This is a genomic window from Limnothrix sp. FACHB-406 (assembly GCF_014698235.1).
Classification (GTDB): domain Bacteria; phylum Cyanobacteriota; class Cyanobacteriia; order CACIAM-69d; family CACIAM-69d; genus CACIAM-69d.
The window spans coordinates 73,495-100,412 of record NZ_JACJSP010000003.1 but is presented as its reverse complement, the minus strand read 5'-3'; the positions used below and the strand labels follow the sequence as shown (position 1 = coordinate 100,412).

Below are 26,918 nucleotides of genomic sequence, written 5' to 3'. Positions count from 1 at the left end.
GCTGACCTACTTGGCATAAGAATGACGGACGCTAAAGTACCCCTGTCGCCTTTTATCCTTGCTCTAAAGAGACAAGGTTTTCATGCTCCCGTGCGACCTGATAACCTTACTGCTGTCTAGGCTTTCTAGGTTATCTAGACCGCGCAGGTTCTTGGATCTCATTTCCCCTTGGATCTTGGATTTTGAATCTGGGATCTAGGGGTTGGTCTTGGGCTGCACAACCCTCGCCCCTTTCGTACACCTTCGGCATACCGCCATGAAACTGCTCGACTCACAGGGTCGCCTCCTTGGCAAACTCAGTATTTTAGACCTCGGTGCAGGCCTGGTTATCCTGCTTGTGCTGGTTGGGATCTTCTTGGTGCCCGGAACCGGCGGCTCCGTGGCCCAAGTGGGCGCAGTAAAACAAATGGTTGAAATTGACGCGGTGGCTCGGGGTCTTTCCATTCGGGATCCGCAAACCGTGATCCAAGAAATGACCAGTTCCGGCAAAACCAACGTGATTATTCGGAACCAACCCTACGGCAGCATCACCGTGAAATCGGTGCAAACCCTCACCCGCACCACCCTGGTTCCTCAACCCGATGGCACGGTGAAGGCCCTGCCAGATCCCCGCCCTGATTTATATAACAGTGACCTGTATTTGACCCTCAGCGGCGAGGCCACCATGACGGAAAATGGGCCCGTTCTGGGGAATAACAAGCTCAAAATTGGCATTCCCGTGGAATTAGAAGGAAAGGCCTATAACTTCAATGCCAGCGTGATTGATGTGCGGTTGCTGAAGAAATAGGACTGGTCTTTTGGTTTCTGCTAGTGCGAGTTCCCGGCACATGTCTTTTGGGCAGATTTTTACTTTGGTGTGATTGATTTCTGTGTGATTGATTTCTGCGTGATTGCTCGCTGTTTGTTTGCATGATCGACTTTTGAGTCATCGATCGAACCGATCTCGGCAATCAGCGCGATCGAGGCGATCGCCCCCATGACCCCATAAAATTTCGCCCTATTACCCTATGAATATTCACCACGTCGCCAGTCAGCCTTTTTTAGATCAAAAACCCGGCACTTCCGGTCTGCGGAAGCGCGTGCCCGTTTTTCAGCAGCGGCATTATTTAGAAAACTTTGTTCAATCCATCTTTGACAGCCTCGAAAATTTTGCCGGCCAAACCCTAGTCCTGGGTGGCGATGGGCGCTACTACAACCGCACCGCGATCCAAACAATCTTGAAAATGGCCGCGGCCAATGGGGTGGGGCGCGTGTTGGTGGGTCAGGGGGGAATTTTGTCCACTCCGGCGGCCTCCTGCGTGATCCGCAAAAACGAAGCCTTTGGCGGCATCATCCTCTCGGCCAGCCACAACCCCGGCGGCCCCGATGCGGACTTTGGCATTAAGTTCAACACGGCCAACGGCGGCCCGGCTCCCGAAAAGGTGACGGATGCGATTTATCACCGCACCAAAACCCTGGACGGCTATCGAATTCTGGAGGCGACGGATTTGGATCTCGATCGCCCCGGCACGAGCCAACTGGGCGACATGACCGTTGAGGTGATCGATTCCGTCAGCGACTACGCGGCTCTGATGCAGTCGTTATTTGACTTCGATCGCCTGCGGGATTGGTTCAAAACCGGCCGCGCCTGTGTGGATTCCATGCACGCCGTGACCGGCCCCTATGCCCAGGCAATTTTGCAAGGGCTGTTGGGTGCGCCGGCCGGCACGGTGATGAACGGTGTGCCCCTGGAGGACTTTGGCGGGGGGCATCCGGATCCCAACCTGGTTTATGCCCATGACTTGGTGGAAATTCTGTTTGGCGACGGTGCGCCGGACTTTGGGGCCGCTTCCGATGGGGACGGCGATCGCAACATGATTTTGGGGCGTAACTTCTTCGTCACCCCCAGCGACAGCTTGGCCGTGTTGGCCGCCAACGCCACCCTCATTCCGGGCTATCGCGAAGGCTTGGCCGGTGTGGCGCGATCGATGCCCACCAGCGCCGCAGTCGATCGGGTGGCGGCCAAGCTGGGCATTGATTGCTATGAAACCCCCACCGGCTGGAAGTTCTTCGGTAATTTGCTGGATGCGGGCAAGGCCACCCTCTGCGGTGAAGAAAGCTTCGGCACGGGGTCGAACCATGTGCGCGAAAAAGACGGTCTTTGGGCGGTGCTGTTCTGGCTGAACTTGCTGGCGGTGCGTGGCCAGTCTGTGGAGGCGATCGTGCGGGAACATTGGCAAACCTACGGCCGCAACTACTACTCCCGCCATGACTATGAAGAGGTGGAGAGCGATCGGGCTAATACCCTGGTCGATAACCTGCGGGTCAAGCTGGGCGACCTGAAGGGCCAGAAATTCGGCTCCTACGAGGTGGACTACGCCGATGATTTTGCCTACACCGATCCTGTGGACGGCAGCCTCAGCCAAAAACAAGGGATTCGGATCGGGTTCACGGATGGCTCCCGGATTGTGTTCCGCCTGTCGGGCACGGGAACCCAGGGAGCCACGCTGCGGTTGTATTTGGAAAGCTACGAACCCGATTCCGCCAAGCATGATCAAGACACCCAAGTGGCCCTCGGGAATTTGATCGCGATCGCGGAGGAAGTGGCCCAAATTAAGTCCCTGACCGGGCGCGATCGCCCCACGGTGATCACCTAACGATCAGTCGCTGCGATCTGATTGCTGATTAGACTTCTTGCGCGAATCAGCTAACAGCCCTCATCCCCCAACCCCTTCTCCCAAGGCGGGCGAAGGGGAGCCAGAAATCAGGAATAGCGGCGATTTCGTTGTTGATTTTCAAGTCCCTCTCCCAAGTCGGGAGAGGGATTTAGGGTGAGGGTCTGGATTGATGCAAGCGGCCTATTGAGGATGAGGCGAGTTCTGCACCCAGCGAGCGGCTTTCGTGGTCGCATTTTCACCGATCCTGGATCTGGGATCAGTTACCGGATACTTGGCTGATCAACCCTGAGTTTTCCGGCTTGGCCTCGACAGCCTCGATCGAAACTCTCGATTGAATTGGTGAGTTGGCCCATCAAGACCCGTTGAGCTTGTGTTGAACCTGTTTAGATGGGCGATACTGGATTTGAACCAGTGACCCCTTCCGTGTGAAGGAAGTGCGCTACCACTGTGCTAATCGCCCGCGCTCAGTGCGTTTCCGCCTTTGCAGAATCAAAGATTAGCATGGTGACCGCAATTGCTCAAGTCATTTGGCAAAATTTTTTGAACATTTTCTGAACTTCCATTGGGAACTTGTTTGCCAATGCTCGCGCATCAGCCACGATCGGGCAGCGGTACAGGAGCTGAAACACCCGATTTTTCGAGCGATCGGGGGCGATCGGGCGTAATCATTTCCAGGGCCACTCCAGGGGAACACCAATTCCACGGGCGATCGGGGGCGATCAAATAAGGGCGATCGAGCGGGGCAATGCGATCGGCTGGTTGTAACCAAGGGCTGCATCCCCTTGCTTCCTGCGATCCGGCAACGGCAGCATCAGGGTTTCAGGCGATTTGACGACCCCCCAAGCTGGTTGTAACGAAAAGCTTTGATTGTTTTTCGATTTTTGTAGTTTCCTATACGGGTGCTACAGCTAAAATAAATACCGGCTTTAGGTTGGTTGAGGCTGCTAGCGTGAACGCCACTTCGGTTCTTTTGGAAGATTTGCGCGCTGGCACAACCAGCAATCGCGCCCGTCGCTACGATCCCAAGGAAATTGCCCGATTTTACGGCCGGCGACCTTGGATTGGCATCTTGCGACTGTTGCAAATTGCTTGGTTCAGTGCTGCATTCGTGTTTGGCTGGTTGAGCGATCAATTGTGGGGCGAGCGGTCTGACCAAGTGGGCCAGCGAGCCGAGCAACTGCGTCAAATTTTGATCCACTTGGGCCCCACGTTCATCAAAGTTGGGCAAGCCCTGTCCACTCGGCCCGATCTGGTGCGGGTGGATTATTTGGCGGAACTTGAGAAACTGCAGGATCAGCTCCCGCCGTTTTCGACGGAACTGGCTTTCAGCATCATTGAAGCGGACTTGGATCGCCCCCTGCGGGACATCTTCCGCGAAATTTCCCCCGAACCGATCGCGGCGGCCAGCTTGGGACAGGTCTACCGCGCCAAGCTCTACAGCGGCGAGGACGTGGCCGTGAAAGTGCAGCGGCCGAATCTGCTGCCAACCTTGACCCTTGATTTGTATTTAATTCGCTGGTGCGCCAGTTGGGCCGCTCCCTGGTTGCCGCTCAATTTGGGCCATGATTTGACCCTGATTGTGGATGAATTTGGCAGCAAACTTTTTGAAGAAATTGATTACCAAAACGAAGGACGCAACGCCGAGCGATTTGGTGAAAATTTCCGTGATGATCCCACGGTCAAAGTACCGGTCATTTACTGGGACTACAGCAGCCATCGGGTGCTGACGTTGGAATGGATTGATGGCCTCAAGCTGACCAACACGGACTCGGTGCGGGAAGCGGGTCTCGATCGGGATTCTTTGATCGGAATTGGGGTCACTTCTGGTCTGCGACAGCTCCTAGAGTTTGGCTTTTTCCATGCGGATCCCCACCCGGGAAATCTGTTTGCCCTGCGCGATGGTCGAATGGCTTACATTGATTTTGGGATGATGGATCAGTTAAACGAATCCACCAAGGAAACGATCGTGGATTCGGTAGTGCATTTGTTGAACCGGAAGTATGAGGAATTGGCTGGGGATTTTGTGCGCCTCGGCTTCCTGGCTCCGAATACGAATATTCGTCCCATCATTCCGGCGTTGGAGTCGGTTTTGGGCGAGGCGATCGGGCGGAATGTGGGTAGCTTCAACTTCAAAACCGTCACCGATCGGTTCTCGGAATTGATGTATGACTATCCGTTCCGAGTGCCGGCCAAATTTGCCTTGATTATTCGATCGCTCGTCACCCAAGAGGGCTTGGCCCTGAGTCTGAATCCTCAGTTCAAGATTCTGGAAATTGCCTATCCTTACGTGGCGCGACGGTTGTTGATGGGGGAATCGCCCCAACTGCGTCGCCGTCTGATTGAAGTGCTGTTTGAAGATGGCAAATTTCAATGGACGCGCCTGGAAAATATGCTGGCGATCGCCCGTTCAGATTCCGGGTTTGACCTGGTTCCCACCGCCGGTTTGGGATTGCGCTATTTGATGTCCGAAGAGGGGCAATTGCTGCGTCAACGGTTGTTGTTGGCCCTAGTGGAAGATGATCGCCTCCATGGGGCTGAATTGCAACGCCTGTGGGATTTGGTGAAGGATGATTTGGAACCCAGCCGCCTGATGCAAGTGGCGTTGGACACTGCTTGGGATGCGATCGCTGAGTTTTCGCGCGATCGGGCTGCTCAATTGTTGCCCACTTGGGGCGCACCGGCTGCCGCCTTTAAAAGTTAGCCTGCAACCCATAGTTAATTGTGGTTAATGAACGCCAACTAATTCACACCAACCAATTAACGTCAACCAACGCAAACTGACGAAAACCAACGAAAACTTAACCAATTAGATCAGGGGCTTAAGCTATGGAACAAGGGGCTTAAGCCCCTTGTCTGTTATGGTTGCATCCGTTTTGGTTGCGCTGATCGCTGGAGCTACTAGCCTACTTTTGCTCGTTCAAGTTCACCGCATGGAGACCGCATTCTTTTTTGCCCGCATCTTCCCACCACCAACGACCTTCCCGCTCATGTTGGTTGGGCAATACGGGCCGGGTGCAAGGTTCGCAACCAATGCTGATAAAGCCCTTTTCATGGAGTGCGTTATAGGGCACTTCGTAGGCGCGAATGTACATCCAAACATCGCTGGAAGACCAATTAGCCAGCGGATTAAACTTCACCAATTGATGGTCGGGTGTGGAAAATCCACCATCCACTTGCACGATCGGGACACTATCCCGAGTGGCAGGATTTTGATCTTTCCGTTGACCCGTAATCCAAGCATCCAGAGTGGTTAATTTACGGCGCAGGGGGGCAACCTTACGGATACCACAGCACTCTTTATGGCCATCTTCATAGAAGCTAAATAGCCCCTTGGCGTTCACCAATGCTTCCACGGCCGCTGCATCGGGAAACATCACATCGATCGAGATGTTGTAGCGTTGACGAACGCGATCGAGCAGTTGATAGGTTTCCGCATGTAACCGCCCCGTGTCCAGGGTAAAAACTTTAAAGGGCTTACCCAATCGATGGGCCATATCAATCAAAACCACATCCTCAGCGCCGCTGAAGGAAATGGCCAGATTGTCATACAAACTCAGGGCCCGATCGAGAATTTTTTGGGGGCTTTCATTCTCTAATTCCTGAGCCAAACTGTTAATGTCAATGGCGGGGGCAGCTAAGGATGTCACGGTTGGTGTTCTCCCTTGGATCGTGATGAAAATTGAGCGCAATTGAGCGGGAAGCGAACGGCGAGGCAATCCCACCCCAATTTGCTGAAATGCTGAAGTCCAAGGGATCCATTCTATGATGGCGACGACCATTCAGGGATTCAGGGTTGGCGTTGCGGCCGGCCCCGAAGGGGATCCACCGTCGATCGTGAGCAAACGGCCGTCTGTTGGCAAAAGCCGGGTTAATGGCAGCGCCCATGCATCCAAGCCGGCCAATCTTGTCACCGAAGCGATCGCGACTTGACATTTCCCGAAATTTCTTCCACTCTGTCCAATTAGTCTTTACGGCTAGTCTTTGCAGCCACTTCGATCGCCCGTTTTGTCCCGATCGCGTCGTCCGCCTCAGCCTGTGACCGCGATCGCACTGTCATCTATCCAAGTTTCGATCTATCTATATATTAGGAATACTGGGTCAGCCCTCCGCCATCCATGACAACCCTTGTTATTGTCGAGTCCCCGACCAAAGCGAAAACCATTCGTAACTTTCTGCCGTCTGGCTATCAGGTAACGGCTTCGATGGGTCATATTCGCGACTTGCCCCAATCGGCAAGTGAGATTCCGGCGGCGGTTAAGGGCGAACAGTGGGCCCAATTAGGGGTCAACATTGAAAAGAACTTTGAACCCCTTTACGTCATTCCCAAGGACAAAAAAAAGGTCGTTAAAGAGTTACAAGACTCTTTGAAGCTGGCTGATGAATTGGTCTTGGCCACTGACGAAGACCGGGAAGGGGAAAGCATTAGCTGGCATTTATTGCAGGTTCTGAAACCGAAAGTGCCCGTGAAACGAATGGTCTTCCATGAAATTACGGAAGAGGCGATTCGATCGGCCATTCAAAACTGTCGCCAGGTGAACGATAACCTCGTTCATGCCCAAGAAACCCGCCGAATTCTCGATCGCTTGGTGGGCTATACACTGTCGCCTTTGCTGTGGAAAAAAATCGCGGCGGGCCTGTCGGCAGGGCGGGTGCAGTCCGTGGCGGTGCGGATGTTGGTGATTCGGGAACGGGCCCGGCGAGCATTCAAAACCGGAACCTATTGGGACTTGAAAGCGGCGTTGACCAGCTTGGACGATCGCCCCTTTGAAGCCAAGTTGGTGGCCCTGGACGGCAAAAAATTGGCTACGGGGGCGGATTTTGACGAAGCCACCGGGCAAATTGCGGCGGGCAAAAAGGTTGTTTTGCTCAACGAAGAGCAGGCCCAAACCCTGCGCGATCGCCTGCGATCGGGCGATTGGACAGTGGCGGACATTGAGGAGCGACCCAACACCCGCAAGCCATCGCCTCCCTTCACCACCTCCACCTTGCAACAGGAGGCGAACCGCAAACTGCGGCTCTCGGCCCGGGACACCATGCGCACGGCCCAAAGTCTCTACGAGCAGGGCTATATCACCTATATGCGAACCGACTCGGTACACCTGTCTCAACAGGCGATCGAGGCGGCCCGTGCTTGCGTGACGGAACTCTACGGCGCGAATTACCTGAGTCCCCAACCGCGTCAATATGCCACCAAGGCCAAGGGAGCCCAAGAAGCCCACGAAGCAATCCGCCCAGCCGGCAGCACGTTCCGCACACCGCAACAAACGGGCCTCAGCGGACGGGAACTGCAACTCTACGATTTGATTTGGAAAAGAACGGTGGCCTGCCAAATGGCCGATGCACGCCAAACCTTCGTTTCGGCCCAAATTCGGGTGGAAAACGCTGAGTTTCGGGCCAGCGGCAAGCGGATTGACTTCCCGGGCTTTTTCCGAGCCTATGTGGAAGGGTCAGACGATCCCGATGCGGCGATCGAGGATCGGGAAGTGCTGTTGCCGCCCCTGACCAAGGGCGATCGGGTCAATTGCCAAGACCTGGAAGCCCTGCGCCACGATACCCAACCCCCCGCCCGCTACACGGAAGCGGCCTTGGTGAAAATGCTGGAAAGCGAAGGCATTGGCCGCCCCAGCACCTACGCCAGCATCATCGGCACGATCGTCGATCGGGGCTATGCCCAACAGCTCGGAAATGCCCTGGTTCCCACCTTCACGGCCTTTGCGGTCACGGGGCTTCTGGAAAATCATTTTCCTGACCTGGTGGACTTTGGGTTCACGGCCCAAATGGAACGCACCTTGGACGAAATTTCCACGGGCAAAACCTCTTGGCTGCCCTATCTGCGTCAGTTCTACTTGGGCGATGGGGGACTGGATACTCAGGTGAAGGTGCGCGAAAGCGCGATCGACCCGGCCGAAGCCCGCACGATCGTTTTGGAAGATTTGAACGCCGATATTCGGATTGGGCGTTACGGAGCCTATGTGGAAGTCGTGGACGACCAGGGCGCAACGGTCAAAGCCTCCTTGCCCAAGGATTTGACCCCGGCTGATCTAGACGCGGAGCAAATTGCCACCCTGATTCGCCAAAAGACCGAAGGCCCCGCTTCGATCGGCAACCATCCCGAAACCGGCGAATCCATTTACGTGCTGACGGGAGCCTATGGGCCCTACGTGCAGTTGGGCGAAGTAACTGACGAAAATCCCAAACCCAAACGCACCTCCTTGCCCCGAGGCGTGACCCCCGAAAACCTGACCCTTGAGCTGGCTTTGGGTCTGCTTTCTTTGCCGCGCTTGTTGGGGCAGCACCCGGAGACCAGCCGCCCCGTCAAAGCCAGCCTTGGGCGTTTTGGCCCCTACATTGTTCACGACATGGGCAAGGACGGGGGCCAAGATTACCGATCGCTCAAGGCCGATGATGATGTCACCACCATCACCCTGGAACGGGCCCTGGAGCTATTGGCCCAACCGAAGGCCAGCCGCAGCCGCAAACAGAAAACCCCGCTTCGCGAGTTGGGCCCCCACCCGGACGATAACGAACCGGTGAACCTGTATCAGGGGCCGTATGGCATCTATGTCCAACATGGCAAGGTGAATGCGGGCTTGGCAGAAGGGCAAACCGTGGAGAGCCTGACCTTGGCGGAGGCGTTGGAATTGTTGGCGGCCAAAGCGGGCAGCAAGAAGAAGACTGCCCGTAAGACTGCGAGCAAAACCACGGGTAAAACCACGAAAACCGCTAGCAAGACCACTAGCAAGACGACGGGTAAAACCACCAGCAAAACCACCAAGGCCAAAACCGCAGACGCAGAAGCGGCCTCAGAAGCAGCTCCCAAAACCACTCGCACCCGCAAAGCCAAAACCACCGAGGACAAGGCCCCGGAAGGCGAAACCACCCGATCGACCCGATCGAGTAGCACTCGCCGCAAGGCTTCCTAAACCGTGCTTTGTAGTATATTCAATTAGGAATGAGACAGCATGACCTACAGCAAAGACCTCAGACAACGAGTCTTGGCTGCGGTTGCGCAGGGAATGCCTCCCACAACCGCTAGTCGTACCTTCCAGGTGAGTCGAGCCACTCTGTACCGCTGGTTAGAGAATCCAACCCCCAAGCCCCTACCCAAGATTCGGACTCGAAAACTCGATCCCAAAAAGCTCCTCGACCATGTGCGACGCTACCCTGATGCCCGCCTGCGAGACCGAGCTGCTGAATTTGGGGTTTGTCCCAGTGCGATCAGCTATCGACTCAAGCAACTGAAGGTGACTTGTAAAAAAAACAGCTTCGCTATCGACAACGCTGCCCGCACCAACGCCAGCTCTACCTCCGTCAGTTACGGGCGCTGAAACAGGCCGGCTGGTCGATTGTCTACTGCGACGAAAATCGACAACGCTGCCCGCACCAACGCCAGCTCTACCTCCGTCAGTTGCGGGCGCTGAAACAGGCCGGCTGGTCGATTGTCTACTGCGACGAAAGCGGATTTGAGCCAGATGCCCCTTGTTTGTACGGCTGGGTTTGTACGGCTGGTCACCCCGAGGGGTTCCCGTCTATGAAGAGCGGAGTAACGAGCGCCGTCCAAGAGAAAATTTGCTAGCGGCCCGGAACTGATCGGTTTGAAGAACAAGGCCATCAGGGGGCCAGGCGATTTGACGACAGACCCTAGGCCCCTTGTCACGATGATTGAGGGCATGAAAAATCAACCGTTTTCGCTTGATTCCGGGAAACGACGATCGACCCTAGCTCTTCGCCTCATCACTCAGCATCCCGATCGTGGTTTCCACCGCACTGCTATCCACCTCCGAGTCATCGGGCGAGTGACCCACCAGCGCCTCCCGCTGCCGAGCATACTCATTGGCTTTGGCATAATTCCCCAACGAGTAATAGGCCACTCGCAAACTCGCTAGCGCCTGTAATTCCACATCCAAGTCAGGAATCAGGCGCGAAACGGTCAACCGTTGCTGGTAATACTCGATCGCCGTGCCATAGTCAGCCTGGGCATCGTAGGCCACACCCAGCGCTCCTAGGGTTTGCTCTTCACCTCGCAAATCCTTGAGGGCCCGCGTCACCGTTAGCCGCTGCTTGCAGTAATTAATGGCCTGTTGCATATTGCCCAGATGCCGACAGGCGCTCGCCAAACTGCGTAAAACCTGGTTCGCCGTTGCATAGTCATCATTGGCGTAGGACAGCCGCAGCAGTTGGTCATAATATTCCACCGCGCTGATGTAATCGCCGCAGGCATAGTAACTATTGCCCAAATTCTTGAGCACTTGCCGCTCGGCTTCCCGATCGCCCACCTGTCGCACTGCATCCAGGCTTTGGCGCTGATAAACGATCGCGTTGGGATAGTCCCCGGCGGCTTTGTAGGTCAAACCTAAATTATTCAGGATGGCAATTTGGCTATCTAGCTCCCCCATGTCTCGGGCGATCGCCAGGGCCTCCTGTTGATACACAATGGCGCGATCGAACTGGCCCAAGTGACGGCAAGCATTGCCCCAATGGGCCAAGGCGTGGGTTTGGCCTTGCCAATTGCCATGGGCCCGGGTGGTGGCCAGCCAGCGACGCGCACAGTCCAGGGCTTGCTCATACTGATGGCGGGCATAGTAGCCCAAAAACAGACCGTTATAGGCCCGTTCCTCGCGATGGTGATCCTTCACCGAGATCGCCAAGGTCAACAACGCCTCAAATAACTGTTCTGCCTGATTGAACTGCCGTTCTCGATAGGCCTCAAAACCGTCATGGAGCAGCTTGGCCATGGTGGTTTCCGCTTCTCGCAAGTCGGCATTGGTCGTGATTGTTTCATCCGAATCCATATCGTCCCCAGAGTCTCCGGCAGGATTCGACATAGGCGATGTCGAGAAATGACGGTTAGCAAACCAACCACGATCTTGGATTTGCACTTCCATATCTCTCAAGTTCCCGATCGCCTCGTTAGGAATAACCGCTCGGTCGTTACCCTTGAACCATTAATCAGCCCACCCATTAGGCCATATCAGGAGCAAGTTTGACCAACGCCCACTGATGATTCCTAAACGGTTTCATTATACGTTGGGTCAGAAAAGTGCGTTTGCAAGCTCCTAGGAGCGATCGCGCACCAACCACACTGAATTGCAACTTTGAACCTGTCACTGTCTCCCGAGAGGATGTCTGAAAAGCCAGAATTGAGACGATCCTTGCCCTGCCGATCAACGAAATCAGAGGTTTAAGCCCCTTACCCTCGTCCTCATCGGGATTCGGCAAGTCCCTAAGGGCGCTGTTCAGACATCCTCTAAGATTTGGCGATCAAATCTGCCACCTTTCTGAAGCATGGAACTCAAAAAGATCGCCATTCAGAAACAAACCCATTTGGGCAGATAGCTTATCAGAAACACCCAAGCACCCCACAGGGGATGAAACCCATCAGTGAGCGATCGCTCGGTGGTTATAGAGTCCCTGCAATCGGTCGCGGCGCAGCATCAATTTTGGAGATCATCTCCTCTGAAACGGCCACGACCCAGCCTTATTGTGCCCACAGCTCGCCTAGAACTTACAGGGGCGGCTCGATTGTCGCTACAGCCCAGCCCAGACTGGTCGATCGCAATTCCACTTCCGCATCAGCAAAAGCAGACAGGCAGAATGCCACAGGATTGCTATAGTCTTTAGGCTGTGACCTTGCCAACTGTTTACTGATCCTGTTTGCTAATCGCCCTTTGCTGATCGTGCTAATGACAGCGGCCTGCAAAGATACAGCCTTTGCCTAAAATAATTGGTACGCCATATTGCAAATGCCATAAAGCAACGGCTCGGTGGGCAGTGCCCACCCTACGGGCTACTGTGCTTAGTAATCGAGGTAAGGGCTGTATGCAAAACAAGATGTGTAAGCACGAACAAAGACCGATCCAAGGCCGATCCAAAACCGATCCAAGACCAACGAAAACGCACAAACCTGTACGAAAATGTACAGAAATGAGTAGCGCAAATCCCAGCGCTTAGCCCGTTTTATTACCTTGTTTCATCGCCTTAATTGCTAATTTGACCCTATGCTTGATGCCTCAGACCTGAAACGCCAAATTGATTTGCTGTGCGATCGCCTGGGCAACGCTCAGGACTGTCTTTGACCAAGCTGCTTTGAACGCCAAAGTGGCCGACTTGGAAAACCTAGCCGCCCAGCCAGACTTTTGGGACGACCAAAGCCAGGCCCAGCAAGTTTTGCAAGATTTAAATGATGCCAAGGGAGATCTACAACAGATCGATCGCTGGCAAAACACCCTCAACGACAGCCGCGCCGCCCTGGAGCTACTGGAATTAGAACCCGATGATGGTCTCCTCCAGGAAGCTTTCGCCTCCTTAAATCAATTGGCAGCGGAACTGGATGCCTGGGAACTGCAACGCTTATTATCTGGCCCCTACGACAGCAAAGGAGCCGTTTTAAGCATTAACGCTGGGGCTGGGGGAACCGATGCCCAAGATTGGGCCGAGCAGTTGATGCGGATGTATACCCGCTGGGCAGAAAAACAACAATATAAAGTAGCGATCAGCGAGCTTTCTGAAGGTGACGAAGCGGGGATTAAATCCGTCACCTTAGAAATTCAAGGTCGCTACGCCTATGGCTATTTGCGATCGGAAAAGGGTACCCATCGTCTCGTGCGAATTTCGCCCTTTAATGCCAATGGCAAGCGCCAAACCAGTTTTGCGGGCGTGGAAGTGATGCCAATTTTGGATCATTCCATTCAACTGGATATCCCAGACAAAGATTTAGAAATTACCACTTCGCGGGCCGGCGGCAAAGGCGGCCAGAACGTGAACAAAGTGGAAACGGCCGTGCGGATTACCCACTTACCCACGGGGTTGGCTGTGCGTTGTACCGAAGAGCGATCGCAACTGCAAAACAAAGAAAAAGCGATGGTTCTGTTGAAGGCCAAACTGTTGGTGATTGCCCAAGAACAGCGGGCCAAAGAAATCGCGGATATTCGCGGCGACATGGTGGAAGCGGCCTGGGGAACCCAAATCCGTAACTATGTGTTTCACCCTTACCAATTGGTGAAAGACCTGCGCACGGAATTAGAAACCACCGATATTCAGTCGGTGATGAATGGTGATTTGGGGCAATTTATCGAAAGCTATTTGCGCCAAGAAAGCCAAGCTGCTGATGCCGTTGGCTTGTAGTCCAGTGGTTTATAGTCGAGATTCCAGGTAGGGGCGTACGGCCGTACGCCCTTACGAGATTGACCAATTCTGTCGAGATTGTGGGAAATTACAGCGCGATTTTGTGAACCCAATCGGCGTAGGCCGGTTCGCGATTTTCGACGATCGCCGTGAGGGTGTCTCGCAACAGATTGGTGACGGGGCGATCGCTCCCCAAGGTGTAGTTTTCGATCTTGCTCACCGGGGCGATTTTGGCCGCCGTGCCGCTGAGAAACACCTCATCGGCGATGAACAATTCGGTTTTATCCACCGGACGAATTTCGACGGGAATCCCCCGATCGCGGGCGATCGTCAAAATGCTGTCGCGGGTGATCCCTTCCAGGATGTCTTGCTCAAAACCAGGTGTAATCAACGTGCCATTGCGCACCAAAAACACGTTCATCCCCGAGGCTTCGCTCACCTTGCCTTGGGAATTCATCATGATTGCCTCATCAAAACCCGACTCTACCGCTTCGGTTTTGGCTAGGGATGAGGTGATGTAAGCACCCGCGATTTTGCCGCGCAACGGCAGGCTGCGATCTTCTTGGCGTACCCAGGAGCTAATCCGGCAAGCCACCCCTTCTTGGGACAGGTAATCGCCCATTTCCAAACCGTAGATAAAGAAGCTCTTTTCCACGCTGTGCAAACGGGGCGCAATCCCTAAGTCAGAGGTGTAAACAAAGGGGCGGATATAAAACGATTTGGTCGGTTTGTTTTGGCGGACAAATTCTTCGATCGCCCAAAGAATTTTGTCGGCGGGCAAATCGTAATGCAGGAATTTGGCGCTTTGGCTGAGACGCTTGCTGTGGCGATCGAGCCGGAACAGCAAAATCGTGTTCGGATCCGCCGGGTCAGGAATCCCGCGCAACCCGCCAAAGGCCCCCGTGCCGTAGTGCAGCGCGTGGGTTGCGATCGACAGGTTGGCATTTTCGAAGGGAATAAATTCGCCTTTGTAGTAGGCGATCGGCATGAAATTTTGGTGCATGGCGGGTTGCTGCGGAATCGAAATCAACAAAAACCAGGCGATCAAACGGGTAAGCAGTGATGAACGAATTCGTCGAGGGCAAGGGGTCTAGGGGCTGTCATCAAATCCCCGAAACCCTGATTCTTGCGTTATGGGATCGTGGGGGGCAAGGGGCTTAAGCCCCTTGTCTGGATCGATGCAATTCACATCGATGCCATTGACAGGGCTAGACGTTAAATCTAAACAGCATAACATCGCCCTCTTGCACCACATATTCTTTGCCCTCACTGCGCACGAGGCCCTTTTCTTTGGCGGAAGAAAGAGAGCCGGTCGCCACCAAATCCGCGTAGGCCACGGTTTCGGCGCGAATGAAGCCCCGCTCAAAGTCCGAGTGAATCACGCCAGCCGCTTGGGGGGCCGTCATGCCCGCATGGATCGTCCAGGCGCGGGTTTCCTTTTCGCCAGAAGTGAAGTAGGTGCGCAAGCCTAACAGGTCGTAGGTGGCGCGAATTAGGGACTTCAGCCCCCCTTCGGTCACGCCCAATGAATCGAGGAAGTCCGCCCGTTCTTCATCGGATAGTTCAATCAGTTCCGCTTCCACTTGGGCGGAAATAATCACCGTTTGGGCGTTTTCGGTCTTGGCCAGCTCCCGCACCTGCTCCACCCATGGGTTGCCGGTGGCCAGGTCATCCTCCGAAACGTTGGTGGCGTAGATCATCCGTTTACGGGTCAGCAGGCCCAAGGTGGCGATCAGGGGTTCCTCTTCTTCGGTCAGGCTGACTTGGCGGGCGGGGCGACCATCTTCAAGGACGGCCAGGATCTTTTCGAGCACGACCAACTCTGCTTGAGCCTCTTTGTTGGCGCGGGCTTGTTTGCGGACGCGATCGGCTCGGCGCTCCACCTGGGCCAAGTCCGCGAGGATCAATTCCAGATTGATGATTTCAATGTCGCGGATCGGGTCGATCGAGCCGGACACGTGGATGATGTCGTCATTCTCGAAACAGCGCACCACATGGACGATCGCATCCACTTCCCGAATATTGGCCAAAAACTGGTTCCCCAGCCCTTCGCCCTTGCTGGCTCCCTTCACTAGGCCGGCAATGTCCACAAATTCCACCCGCGTGGGGACGATTTGCTTGGACTTGGCCAAATCACTGAGCACTTGCAACCGTTCATCGGGCACGGAAACCACGCCGACGTTGGGTTCAATGGTGCAGAAGGGAAAGTTGGCGGCTTCCGCTTTGGCGTTGGCAACCAGGGCATTAAACAGGGTGGACTTGCCCACGTTGGGCAGTCCGACGATTCCGGCTCGGAGCATGGGTCGATCGGGCGGGGTGGCTGGGACTGAATTGCAGTCTACTAGCTTATCGGAAATGGGGGCGGCCGGCTGGCCGTGGCCCTAACGCGGGACGGTGGCAACCTGGGCTAACCAGCGATCGATCCGTTGATCCCACTCCACGGACTGGCCCGGCTGGGAGCGATACCAGGCGATCGCCGCCGGACGACCTTGCCGCGCGGCCAGGGTGGTGGCTTTCCAAAACATCACAGAGGCTTGGTTTGGGGCAAATTGCAGCACCAAATTAACCTGTCGCTCCAGTTTTTCCCCTTCAGCGGAACGCAACCACCGCACCACCGTTGCCTGATCCCCCAGGGAGGCTTGTGCAAAGCGATCGAGTGCCCGTTGCCAACGGCTGTCGCCTAGGTCGGCCAAAATCTGGCTGGGGATATCTTTTTGGGGTGAGTCGGCTCGCACCCGGGCCAGATCCGCATGGTAGCGCAGGGCATCGTATTGGGCCTGTACCCGATCGTCCCAAACCAGCGATCGATTCACCAGCCGATCGCGCAGGGGCTGCAATTTGGTTAAGGCCGGCGACCAAAGTTCCAGCTTGACCAGCTTCAGGGCCTCTTGGTATTGGGCTAAGTCGGTTAAATCGGTCGATCGCAGCAACGGTTCCGTCAGCACGATCGGTTCCAAGGAAACGGGATCCGGCGCAAACCCGGAGGGGATCGCTCGGTAAATTGCTAAGTCCGGTGCATCGGTGGCCGATTGATCGACAATTAATTCCGGTTCCCGATTGCCGGTGATCGATTCCCAAACGGGCGATCGATCCTTGGGGCTGCTCCACTGGCCTTGGACGCTCAGGTGGCCCGGTCGCCCCAAACGGCTAATGTTCAAATGCACAATCACGCCGTAGCGAAGTTGCTGGTTCGATCGGGGCAACTGTCCGCTCACCGTTAACCAACCGCCGCCCGCTGGGCCGCCTTTCAGGCCTTGCACCGCCATGAGCGGCAAGGGATCCGTGGAACCGCTGGTGGCCACACCGGCCTTGACCAAAGGAGCCAACACCAAGGATTCCGGCGGCCCCTCTAAGTCGAGCGTCGTAGTGAGCCGATAGGCCAAGGGGCGATCGCCCTGGGGTTCCGGGTTCGGGGCCTGGTAGGCCCGCAACTGGACGATCGGCCAACATTGGGGCCCCGCCGTGCAGTTGGGTTGCTGTTGCCGCACGGTGGCCACCAACCATTGACGACCCAGCGGCACAATTTCCCCCATCCGTTGGTTGCCCTTGGTCAATTCCGCCCGCAGTTGGGCCACGGTTTTCAGGTCGCGGGGCGTGATGCCTCCGGTGGCGGGCAACCATTGATCCAACCAAGCAGCCGCCTCGGGATCAACAATTGAGCGAACTCCCACCGCAAAGCCCGTCGTTACCAGGGCGATCGCCCCGCCCAGGGTCAACAGCGCCGCCACAGACAGGGACAGGGAAGCCGCCCGTTTCCAGGGTGCAGCGGGCGAAACTGTGTGGCGAACTTTGGCCATAACCAAGACCGGGGATGCAGCAGGTTGAATCAATCTAACCGATCGATTCACTCCATCGATCGCTCAAAAGGTATCTCAACCCGGATCGGCGGGGCGATCGGTTGGGCTAATCGGCGGGAGGCAGTGGTGCAGCCCTGGGGGGCGGCGGCCTCGGGCCGCAGATATGCGAAGTTGGAAATAACCGTTGCGTATAGGAGCCAACCATGGCCACAGCCTCGCCCAACCCGATCGACCCGTCCGTTGTGAACCCGCCCGTGGCCTTGGTGGGAGCCGGGCCCGGCCATGGGGACTATCTCACCTTGCAAGCGGCTCAGGTGCTGCGCCAAGCGGAAGTGTTGGTGCATGATGCCCTAGTCGATCGAGCGCTGTTGGACTGGATTCCCGCCACCTGTGAACGAATCGACGTGGGCAAACGGGGCGGCCAGCCCTCCCCCAGTCAACCGGAGATCGATCGCTTGCTGGTGGCACAGTGGCGATCGGGAAAGCGGGTGGTGCGTCTCAAGGCGGGCGATCCCTTTGTGTTTGGGCGTGCCAGCAGCGAAATCCAAGCCCTGCAAGCGGCGGGGGCAACCTTTGAACTGATTCCCGGTCTGTCCAGTGCCCTGGCGGGGCCGCTGCTGGCGGGCATTCCCCTCACCGATGCGGTGCTGAGTCGTTGCTTCGCGGTGGCCAGTGCCCATGAACCCGATGAGTTGCACTGGGAAGCCCTGGCCCAACTGGAAACCCTCGTGTTTTTGATGGCGGGCCGATCGCTCCCAGAAATTACCCGCCAACTGATTCGCCACGGTCGATCGTCCGTCACTCCCGTGGCCGTCATTCGCGCCGCTGCCACTCCCCAACAGCAGGTTTGGACGGGCACGCTGGAATCGATCGCCCTGCAAACGGAGCGTATTTCCCTCTCGCCGGCTGTGGTGGTGGTGGGGGAAGTGGTGCGACTGCGGGATTTTCTGGCTCCTTGGGGCCAAGGGTTTGTGCTACCCCAACTGCCTGAGCTGCATGAGTTGGGGCCAGCCGAGGCGATCGACCCGGTGGATCATCCTCCCTTGGTTCAACCGTTCATGCTCCAGCCCTCGATGCCCCAACCCTCGATCGCCCAACCCTTAGCGGGCAAAACCGTGCTCGTGACCCGATCGCTCAACCAGGCAGGCAGCTTCACCGGCCGGCTTCAGGCCGCCGGGGCCCAAGTGCTGGAAGTGCCCGCCCTGGAAATTGGCCCGCCCAGCACCTGGGAACCGCTCGATCGGGCCATTGCTGACCTCCAACGTTGCCATTGGCTAATTTTGACCTCCACCAACGGTGTCGAGGCATTTTTTAGCCGCCTCCAGGCCGCTGGCAAAGACAGCCGCGCCCTGGCCCATTGCAAAGTGGCCGTGGTGGGTCAAAAAACCGCCCAATGTCTTCAGCAGTTCGGCATCGTGCCGGATTTCATCCCCCCGGATTTCATCGCCGATGCGCTGGTGAGCCATTTTCCCGAATCCCTGCGCGATCGCGCCGTGCTGTTTCCGCGCGTGGAAACCGGCGGGCGCGATGTGCTGGTCAAAGAACTCAGCGACCAAGGAGCCACCCTCTGGGAAGTGCCTGCCTACGAGTCCCGTTGTCCGGCAGCCCTCACCCCCGAGGCGATCGCCCTGCTGCGGGCCAAGCGGGTGGATGCCATCACCTTTGCCAGCTCCAAAACTGTCAAAAACTTCCTGATCCTGCTGCAACGGGCAGGCTTTGAAATTGATCAGGTGGCGGGGGCTTGCTTAGCCTCGATCGGGCCGCAAACCTCCCAAACTTGCCGTGATCTGTTCGATCGTGTCGATGCGGAAGCGCGGGAATATACCCTTGATGGATTGGCGGAAGCGTTGGAAACTTGGGCGATCGCGCAACAATCGACCCCCTAGCGCCAGCCGCCCAATCCCCAAGCCCAAGATTGACAGGCTCCAAATCAATTCCCCCCACCCAAGCAACCCAGGAAGGATCGTTAGGCAGGGGGAATTCGTTGTGCTGACTCTGAATCGAAGCTGATTCGGAATCGAAATCAGCCCGCGATGCTACTGCGGTGCTGCCTGGGCATTGGCCCGGGCGATCGCCGCGTTTTGGGCATATTGCGGGGCCCGATTTTGAGCAATGGAAGCATTCGGGCTGTCGGCCGGCACTTTCTGCATCAGAGCCGAAGCCGCCTGCCACTCTGCCGCCACCGTTGTCCATTCCGCCTTGGTCTTGGCCGTTTGGGCTAACTTGGCCGCGCTGGTGGCCTTGCGCACCGCTTCCGCAAAATCCGGATTCGGTTGATTGGCTGCGGGCGAAGCGGCCGGAGCGGGGCTGGCCGCCGGAGCCTCGGCGGCCGGGCTGGCCGGAGCGGGGCTGGCGGGAACTGCTGCTGGAGCTTCAGCGGCGGGGGACTCGGCCGCCGGGGCCGGACTGGCCGGCGCAGGGCTAGCAGCGGGCGCTTCCGCCGGGGCCGGGCTGGCGGCGGGAGATTCGGCCGCCGGGGCCGGACTGGTCGCCGGAGCCTCAGTGCCATCGGCCGTAATCGCCGGTTCCGCTGATTCTGGGGTGACGGGTGGCAAATAAACTTGCACTTCCGGCGGCAAACTGGCTACCACCTCGTTGAGATGCCCTTTGGTGTAGAGGTAATACAACCCGCCCCCAATGGCAATCAGCCCCAGCAGCAACCCAATCAGGCCGCCGCCACCGCCCTTTTTGGCAGGCTTGGCCGGCTCGGAATTGTCTTCCGACTCCAAGGATTCATCATCATCCATGGGCAGTGAGTCATCTTCCATGCCGTACTGCGCGCCGTAGCCGCCGCCGTAGCTGTCGTCATCCGATAGCGCATCCATATCCACGGGAGGCGTGTTGGGTGCTTCGATTTGCGACATGCTCAGCGCATCAAGGCCGTAGGGTTCGTCGTCGTCGAGGGAAATCGAATCAGTCCAATCGGTTAGCAAGCTGCCCGGCTGCCGCCATTCCACGGCGATCGAGCGGAGACCCTTCACCCCCAACTGGAGCATCCCCTTACGGATGAAGGCCAGCAGTGCTTCGCGGTTGACAGGCTGGGAGCCTTCCAACACCACACGCAGCACATCGCCACCACTTTCGGCTTGGACGTTGATGCCTTTGGGTTCCAGCGATCGCCGCATCAAGGCAGCAATCGCCTCCGGGTCGCCTTGTTTGGCGCGTTCCAGTTGCGGGTTCGTCGTTGCCATCGAAAAAATCTAACGAGGTTAACTCTGCGTTCGCGCGACTTCAGCACCCCACGGACGATCATGCCAACGGCCAGGGTGGCCCGACGAAAATCGGCGGCCGGTTGGACTGCATCGCACCGTTGCACCCTGTACGGTGGCTGGGGGCTGGGGCGAGGAACCCATTGGCTTCCAAGTCTAGGGGATTGTGGCGGCGGTCATGGTGTTACCGCAACGCTTAGTTATCTCCTAACCGGGTTGCCGGGCCCTTTCCTGAACGGTTTAGCCCAAGGGCCAAATTCAGGAAAGGAGGCTAGGGGCCTTCTTCGGTCATAAGCTTCAGCCAACATCCACGGGGCGATCGGGGCTGGGGCGGTCTCGCAGACTATCCTACTCAAAATTTTTCGAGATGAAGACGGTTTTGATGGTTTGATGGATGTGTCGCAAGCATTTGGGTCTTTTCACCAGTCTTTGGGCGCGGTTATGGGTACGGCGTGTCACATTCTTGTTGAGGGCAATTCCGCAGTTGTCTATTCCAGTCGGAATGGTCAACCTCAAAAGGTTTTGCCGGTTTTGGAGCCATTTCTAGACAAGTTTTGGCAGGAACGGGAAATTTCAGGCGAGTCGATCGACACTCCCGGTTGCCTGTTGGCACAAATCGTAGTGCGGTTTGGGTTTGAAAGCGCCGAAGATGATTTTTCCAACTTGCGGGTCGGGCCGTTGTTTGATGCCACGGTGCAATATCTTTACCAAGTGATGGGCGATCGCTCGGTGACAGTGTGGGTGCCAACGGATGCCTACCGAGCGGATCCCGGCTTGGGGTTATCGGCTTGTCAGCGGTTGGAACCCAGCACCCTCAGCAACTAAGTTTCCGCCACTCAACGCAGTGACTCAACGCAGTTCTAGGCAGGTCTAGATAGGTCTAGGCAAGGGGCAAAGTTATAGCTCCTGGTGTCTCCGTGCCGTAAGCATCGGAGCTGCGGAAATTTGAAACTGCCAACAGTGCCGCTGAATTGCTGCTGAATTGAAATGGTAGGGAGAAAAAACTTGGCTCAGAGTTTGGATCGGATCTATATCTCGCAAGTGCGATGCTACGGTTACACGGGACTTTTGCCAGAAGAAAAAGTTCTGGGGCAATGGTTTGAAGTGGATGCGACGCTGGATATTGACTTGGCTCCATCGGGCCAGAGCGATCGCATTGAAGATACGTTGGACTACCGCGCGGCGATCGAGCATATCCGCCAAACCGTTTCCCAATCCAAGGTGGACTTAATTGAACGGGTGGCCCAAAACATTGCTGATGGGCTGTTGACCCTGAAGGGGGTGGAGCGGGTGGTGGTGCGGGTAACGAAGCCAGCCGCGCCGATTCCAGAATTTGCAGGCACAATTGCGGTGGAAATTACCCGATCGCGCGGCTGATTCCTTATGGTTAATTCGGTTGCCGTCGATTTGGCTACAGTCGATTGGGTTGTAACCCCAATATCTGACCTTGGCTCGATCGCTTGGACGATCACCCTTACAAACTATGGAGCTGGCGGGGCAGGCGCTTGGCAGGTTTGAGTCTCAGCATTGCAGCCACCATACACAAAGCTCTTCTGCCAACTGAGGGGCAATTCCAACAAATCCCTTGCGCCAGTAAATCCCAGACCTAAGAACAGCAACAGGGCAACCACATTGGCCACAATATGGGCTTTGCGCCAGGTCTTGTTGCGATAAATTTCCGGCAAAATTGCCAGGGCAAAAATCATTAATAGGCCAGCCAGGGTTCCATAGTAAAAATGGGAAACCCACCATTCATGATCGCGGCGATAGATTCCTTCTTGGGCTGCAATGATGGTTAGTCCCATGCCGGACAGGGTGGCAAATGTGGCTCGCCACTGTTTGCTGCTGGAGCGATATAAACAAATTAGTGAGCCGATCGTTACGCCAAAAAATGCTAATTGGGTTGCCAATAGCCCACCCTTTTGGCTCCAATTAGCTGCATCCAACAGGTTGGTTTTGTCTGCAAATAAAATGTAGGCAAATGCAACCAAAATAATGCCAACAATGGATCCCGTCAGCCAGCGCCCAATCTCCACATGTTCGAGGCCAACGCTGGGCGGGATCTTTGATTTTTGACCGGCGGCGCTGGCAAGCCGACGCTGGCGAACCTGCCAAGCGGCCCGCGACACAATGCCAATCATTGGGAAGACAAGGACAACGGCTAGCCCTGGATGCAAAATCCCCAAAATGTCTACGGCTGTCATGGGTCTCTCTAGGTATTCGGGCTGATTGAAGGATGCTCAAGCACGATCGAGGAAGTCCGATTTTGGGCGGCTTTTAGATCGCCTTTAGGTGGCCGATCTAAGCACTGATTCAAGCCCCGCAACCCCTGATCAAAATTCTGATCAGAATATAGCTTGATCGCCCCGATGCCGTTGGTGAATTGTGATGGATCGAGGCGATCGCCGTTGTAACCCCATCTTTCAACCCTGTTGAAGATGGCGATCGCTCTTGCTGATAGTGCCCATTAGTGCCCGTTATTTTGTAAAGATATTTTTACAAAGAATTGTTACTCTGGCAGAGGGAGTGATGAACGACGCATCTTGCTCGATCGGGGGTCACCGCCGAATCAATCCGGAGTCCATAGGCTGGAATGGTTGAGTGAGCTTGGACTTGGAGATGAGCATGGCAGAGGCGACCAAGTGACCAGCGATCGAGTCAGATCCGATCGAGTCCTGACGGTGACATGAAATAGCGAAACGGAATGGCGTTTTGACGGTTGTAACGATTCTGAACCTATGACTCTTTCTTGGTTACGTCGTACCTCGCCGGCCCGGGCGCATGGTTCAAAACCACGGCGATTGACGGGGCGTTGGCTGGGCATTTTGGCTGGGGCGATCGGACTAATGCTGCTGTTGGCAGAATCCCTGGCTCGTTGCACTGGCCTGACGGAATTTGCCCAGTCGTCTTTGATGTTGCCCCTTTGGGGGTTGGAACTGTTGGGACAAACGCCCGACCAGCCCGAATATCGCAGTTGGTTAGTGGCGATGGTGGTGGGGTTGGTGGCAACGGTGGCCCTCGTACCTCGCTGGCGACGAATGCCCAGCCAACGATCGCGCGCCTTGGTGGTGGCGATCGTGGGTGCTTTGACCCTGCGCTACATCGTTTGGCGGGTCACCATGACGCTGAATTTCAGCACGGTGGCCGATGGGCTGGCCAGTGGCTTGCTGTTGGTTTGTGAAATTGCCCTTTGGGTGAATAGTGGTTTGGATTTGGCGCTGATGCTGCGATCGGGCGATCGCCGGGCCGAAGCGGCCCGAGCCGCCGCGTTGGTCGCCACGGGCTATCAACCCACCGTGGATATTTGGATCCCCACCTATGGCGAGCCGGTGGACGTGTTGCGCCGCACGGTCATTGGCTGCCAAGCGCTGAACTACGGCCCCAAGCAAATCTATTTATTAGATGATGGCCGACGGTCTGAAGTGCGTGACTTGGCCCAAGCCCTAGGCTGTCATTACCTGACGCGGGCGAATAACACCCATGCCAAGGCTGGTAATTTAAACCATGCCTTGGGTTGCACCCAGGGGGAATTAATTGTTTGTTTTGATGCGGACTTTGTACCCACTCGCAACTTTTTGCAGCGAACGGTAGGGTTTTTCCATGATCCCTCGGTGGGTCTGGTGCAAACTCGCCAGCATTTCTTTAACCCAGATCCGATTGTTTATAACCTGGGGCTGGGCGATCGCTTCACCACAAACCGTGACGTGTTCAGCCGCTATATCCAATCGGTGCGGGACGGCGTGGGCGCAAGCATTTGCTATGGCTCGTCCTTTGTGGTGCGTCGCAGTGCCCTGGAGCAGGTGGGCGGCTTTGTCACCAGCAGTCTTTGCGAAGACTACTTCACGGGGATTGCCTTGATGTCCAGTGGCTACCAAATTCGCTACTTGAATGAGGCCTTGAGTGCGGGGCTGTCGCCTGAGAGCATGTCGGCTTACATTGCCCAACAGCAGCGCTGGGCGGCGGGAACCATGCAGGGCTTTTTCATTCCGGAAAATCCGCTGACCATTCGGGGGCTGACGTTGGTGCAGCGGTTGCACTATGCCCAAGGTTGGTTTTACTGGGGCTTGTCGCTGATCCGGCTGTTGTTTTTGGTGGCTCCGTTGCCGATCGCCCTGCTGGGCATTTCACCAATGCAAGCGGATGTGATGGAGTGGTTGCTGTGGTTTTTGCCGCTTTATGTGGCCCATTTGGCCACCTGCAATTGGTTGAACCGGCGATCGTGTTCGGCCACCTTGGGCGATGTCTATGCGATTGTGAATTGCTTCCCGATCGCCCTCACGGTGTTGCACACGCTTTGGCGGCCCTTTGGCCGCGCCTTTCGGGTCACTCCCAAGGGCATTGCCCGCGATCGGGCGGTGTTCAACCCCATGCCGGGGCTGCCGCTGCTTGGCATTTGGGGATTGACGGCCATGGCTTGGGGCTGGTCTTTGGCGCAGGTGTTGGGGTGGTTGCCCTTGCCAGCGGGCCAAAGCGGCGGTGAGCTGAATTTGGCTTGGTTGACCTATAACTTGCTGTTGGTGGGGGCGGCGGTGTTGGCTTCCGTGGATGCTCCGAAGCCAAATCGGCATGAGTGGTTCCGGCGCGATCGCCCGGGGTTGCTGCAACTAGCCGATCTCCCCTGGCCCATGGGAGTGACGCTGCGTCTGGCTTCCGAATCGGGAGCCATTGTGGCCCTCACTCGATCGCCCCAACCCACGCCGAAATCGGGACTTGGGGCCCGTTGGGCAACGGTGCGCCGGATCCTGTTGGGAGAAGCGCAACCATCGCCAGTGACCCAGACCGCTTCGATGCTTGCGGATTGCTCGCCGCTGAGTGTCACCCCCGAGAACCCGGAGCAGGGGCAATTACACCTCATCGATCGCGCCTTTGGTCAGCCCTTGGTTTTGCCGGTGCGATTGCTCCAGCAGCCCGATCGCGATCCCCAAACCGGGGAAGCACTTTTGGAAGTGGCCTGGGAACCTCTGACCCCGACCCAACAACGGCAACTGGTGGAATGGCTCTATTGCCAGCCGGGCCAGTGGCAGTCTCGGGAATCGCCCGGGGAGTTGGCTTCCTTGGGGTTACTGTTGCGATCGAGCCTGTGGGCTTACCGACGACAGCGCGATCGCCGGGCCCGTGAGGCGATCGTGCTGCCCTAGGGGTAATCAACAGTGATGATTCTCAAAATTTCCTCAAGCATCACTCTCCAAGAATCATTCCCCAAGAGTCATTCCCCAAGAATTTTTTCCCTAAAGTCCTTCTTGGACAATTACCACCGAAAAAATCACCACCGGAAAAATCACCACCGGAAAAATCACCACCGACGGATCGGCTCGAAAAGGCTCATGGCAAAATGCCTATAGCCTCAAGCCGTTTCTCAAGCTGTCTTTCGGGGATCGCCGTCATGATCGTTTTTTCCCACCATGCTTCCCAACGCTCACGATCAGCTCGATCGATCCTGTCCTGCGGTTTTCTGTCTTTGGTTTTTTTGCCTCGTGGTTTCGTGTTTTCCCGGCTGCGGGCCGCCGTGGGGGCGATCGCGCTCACGGCCCTGCTAATGGTGAGTGGGCTGGGGATCGCTGCTCCCGCTTGGGCTGCCAGCTCTGCCGCCATCCGGGCCATTGACGATGCGGAAGTGAGCAACCGCAACTTCGCCGGCCAAAACCTGGAGCGGGCTGAATTTGCCAGCGAAAACCTGGAGCAAGCCGACTTCCATGGGGCCAATTTGCGAGGAGCCGTTTTCAATGGCAGCAATCTCAGCGGCGCAAACCTGCAAGGCGTGGATTTCAGCAACGGAATTGGCTACCTGAGCAATTTCAACGGCGCGGATTTAACCGATGCGGTACTGTCCGATGCGATGTTGCTGCGATCGACCTTCAAAGGGGCCAAGGTACAGGGAGCCGATTTTACCTACGCAGCGCTCGATCGCCTGCAAGCGGCCCGGCTCTGTGAATATGCGGCCGGCACCAATCCCCAAACCGGCGCAGATACTCGAGAATCGCTAGAATGCCCCTAGGGCAAATATCATTGGTTTTCCCCGCCGATTTCCCCCAGCGCTGGCCCCGAAGCGTCACTTCTGACCGATCGACCTCATGGGTACTGGTGTCAAAAATCACGCCTAGACCCTATCCCATGCGCTATAAATGCCATTG

20 protein-coding genes and 1 tRNA gene are annotated in these 26,918 nt (G+C 56.4%); 13 read left to right on the top strand and 8 right to left on the bottom strand.

Annotation, left to right across the window (positions count from 1 at the left end):
- Positions 1-256: 256 nt before the first annotated feature.
- Together H6G53_RS04080 and H6G53_RS04075 are read left to right on the top strand one after the other, a co-directional pair.
- Positions 257-787: a DUF4330 domain-containing protein gene (locus tag H6G53_RS04080; RefSeq protein ID WP_099532700.1), complete on the top strand. Its 531-nt coding sequence runs from the start codon at positions 257-259 to the stop codon at positions 785-787.
- A 220-nt stretch (positions 788-1,007) separates the two neighbouring features.
- On the top strand, positions 1,008-2,636 hold the full coding sequence (locus H6G53_RS04075; RefSeq protein WP_190531015.1) for an alpha-D-glucose phosphate-specific phosphoglucomutase: 1,629 nt from the start codon (positions 1,008-1,010) through the stop codon (positions 2,634-2,636).
- Between the two features lie 409 nt (positions 2,637-3,045).
- Here the strand turns inward: H6G53_RS04075 and H6G53_RS04070 are convergent.
- Positions 3,046-3,117 (bottom strand) — tRNA-Val (locus H6G53_RS04070).
- Positions 3,118-3,237: 120 nt separating this feature from the next.
- On the opposite strand from H6G53_RS04070, the gene H6G53_RS04065 reads away from it, so the two are divergent.
- Both H6G53_RS04065 and H6G53_RS04060 read left to right on the top strand, forming a co-directional pair.
- The gene (locus H6G53_RS04065; protein ID WP_190531014.1) at positions 3,238-3,384 is read left to right on the top strand and encodes a hypothetical protein; all 147 of its coding nucleotides are present in this window, start codon (positions 3,238-3,240) and stop codon (positions 3,382-3,384) included.
- Positions 3,385-3,636: 252 nt separating this feature from the next.
- Entirely contained in the window at positions 3,637-5,358 is a 1,722-nt protein-coding gene (locus H6G53_RS04060; RefSeq protein ID WP_190531284.1) for an AarF/UbiB family protein, read from the top strand.
- Positions 5,359-5,560: 202 nt separating this feature from the next.
- Here the strand turns inward: H6G53_RS04060 and H6G53_RS04055 are convergent, their stop codons facing one another.
- Entirely contained in the window at positions 5,561-6,304 is a 744-nt protein-coding gene (locus H6G53_RS04055; RefSeq protein ID WP_347343090.1) for a phosphoadenylyl-sulfate reductase, read from the bottom strand.
- A gap of 115 nt (positions 6,305-6,419) precedes the next feature.
- On the opposite strand from H6G53_RS04055, the gene H6G53_RS04050 reads away from it, so the two are divergent.
- The 3 genes from H6G53_RS04050 (at position 6,420) to H6G53_RS04040 (ending at position 9,985) form a co-directional block, all read left to right on the top strand.
- Positions 6,420-6,587 (top strand): hypothetical protein, encoded by a 168-nt coding sequence (locus tag H6G53_RS04050; RefSeq protein ID WP_190531315.1) that lies wholly within the window; start codon positions 6,420-6,422, stop codon positions 6,585-6,587.
- A 185-nt stretch (positions 6,588-6,772) separates the two neighbouring features.
- Positions 6,773-9,580, top strand: coding sequence for a type I DNA topoisomerase (gene topA / locus H6G53_RS04045; protein ID WP_190531013.1), 2,808 nt, complete (start codon positions 6,773-6,775; stop codon positions 9,578-9,580).
- A gap of 39 nt (positions 9,581-9,619) precedes the next feature.
- Positions 9,620-9,985 carry an IS630 transposase-related protein gene (locus H6G53_RS04040; protein ID WP_099531582.1) on the top strand — a complete coding sequence of 122 codons (366 nt, stop codon included), beginning with the start codon at positions 9,620-9,622 and terminating at the stop codon, positions 9,983-9,985.
- 390 nt (positions 9,986-10,375) lie between these two features.
- On the opposite strand, the gene H6G53_RS04035 is transcribed toward H6G53_RS04040, so the two are convergent.
- Positions 10,376-11,482, bottom strand: a complete 1,107-nt coding sequence (locus tag H6G53_RS04035; RefSeq protein WP_158234476.1) for a tetratricopeptide repeat protein — start codon at positions 11,480-11,482, stop codon at positions 10,376-10,378.
- A gap of 1,173 nt (positions 11,483-12,655) precedes the next feature.
- Here H6G53_RS04035 and prfB point away from each other — a divergent pair.
- Positions 12,656-13,781, top strand: a protein-coding gene (prfB, locus tag H6G53_RS04030; RefSeq protein WP_190531012.1) for a peptide chain release factor 2 whose coding sequence is annotated in 2 segments (ribosomal slippage) — positions 12,656-12,730 and positions 12,732-13,781 — 1,125 coding nt in all. Because the reading frame shifts where the segments join, the coding sequence is not laid out codon by codon here.
- Between the two features lie 88 nt (positions 13,782-13,869).
- Here prfB and H6G53_RS04025 read toward each other — a convergent pair.
- The 3 genes from H6G53_RS04025 to H6G53_RS04015 form a co-directional block, all read right to left on the bottom strand.
- Complete coding sequence (locus H6G53_RS04025; RefSeq protein WP_190354790.1) at positions 13,870-14,784, bottom strand: branched-chain amino acid transaminase; 915 nt, start codon at positions 14,782-14,784, stop codon at positions 13,870-13,872.
- Between the two features lie 205 nt (positions 14,785-14,989).
- The gene (gene ychF / locus H6G53_RS04020; RefSeq protein WP_190531011.1) at positions 14,990-16,081 is read right to left on the bottom strand and encodes a redox-regulated ATPase YchF; all 1,092 of its coding nucleotides are present in this window, start codon (positions 16,079-16,081) and stop codon (positions 14,990-14,992) included.
- Between the two features lie 81 nt (positions 16,082-16,162).
- Positions 16,163-17,578 (bottom strand): hypothetical protein, encoded by a 1,416-nt coding sequence (locus H6G53_RS04015; protein ID WP_190531010.1) that lies wholly within the window; start codon positions 17,576-17,578, stop codon positions 16,163-16,165.
- Positions 17,579-17,781: 203 nt separating this feature from the next.
- On the opposite strand from H6G53_RS04015, the gene cobA reads away from it, so the two are divergent.
- Positions 17,782-19,464: a uroporphyrinogen-III C-methyltransferase gene (gene cobA, locus H6G53_RS04010; protein ID WP_190531009.1), complete on the top strand. Its 1,683-nt coding sequence runs from the start codon at positions 17,782-17,784 to the stop codon at positions 19,462-19,464.
- 150 nt (positions 19,465-19,614) lie between these two features.
- Here cobA and H6G53_RS04005 read toward each other — a convergent pair whose 3' ends face one another.
- Complete coding sequence (locus H6G53_RS04005; RefSeq protein WP_190531008.1) at positions 19,615-20,769, bottom strand: hypothetical protein; 1,155 nt, start codon at positions 20,767-20,769, stop codon at positions 19,615-19,617.
- 459 nt (positions 20,770-21,228) lie between these two features.
- Here H6G53_RS04005 and H6G53_RS04000 point away from each other — a divergent pair, with 459 nt between their 5' ends.
- Positions 21,229-21,612: a histidine kinase gene (locus H6G53_RS04000; protein WP_190354795.1), complete on the top strand. Its 384-nt coding sequence runs from the start codon at positions 21,229-21,231 to the stop codon at positions 21,610-21,612.
- Between the two features lie 192 nt (positions 21,613-21,804).
- Positions 21,805-22,164: a dihydroneopterin aldolase gene (gene folB, locus H6G53_RS03995; RefSeq protein ID WP_099534150.1), complete on the top strand. Its 360-nt coding sequence runs from the start codon at positions 21,805-21,807 to the stop codon at positions 22,162-22,164.
- 104 nt (positions 22,165-22,268) lie between these two features.
- On the opposite strand, the gene H6G53_RS03990 is transcribed toward folB, so the two are convergent.
- A complete protein-coding gene (locus H6G53_RS03990) occupies positions 22,269-22,991 on the bottom strand; it encodes a DUF4079 domain-containing protein (RefSeq protein WP_190529928.1) in 723 nt (240 codons plus the stop codon).
- A 534-nt stretch (positions 22,992-23,525) separates the two neighbouring features.
- Between H6G53_RS03990 and H6G53_RS03985 the strand changes: the two genes are divergently transcribed.
- Entirely contained in the window at positions 23,526-25,925 is a 2,400-nt protein-coding gene (locus H6G53_RS03985) for a glycosyltransferase (protein WP_190531007.1), read from the top strand.
- 320 nt (positions 25,926-26,245) lie between these two features.
- A complete protein-coding gene (locus tag H6G53_RS03980; RefSeq protein WP_242030733.1) occupies positions 26,246-26,782 on the top strand; it encodes a pentapeptide repeat-containing protein in 537 nt (178 codons plus the stop codon).
- Positions 26,783-26,918: the final 136 nt, after the last annotated feature.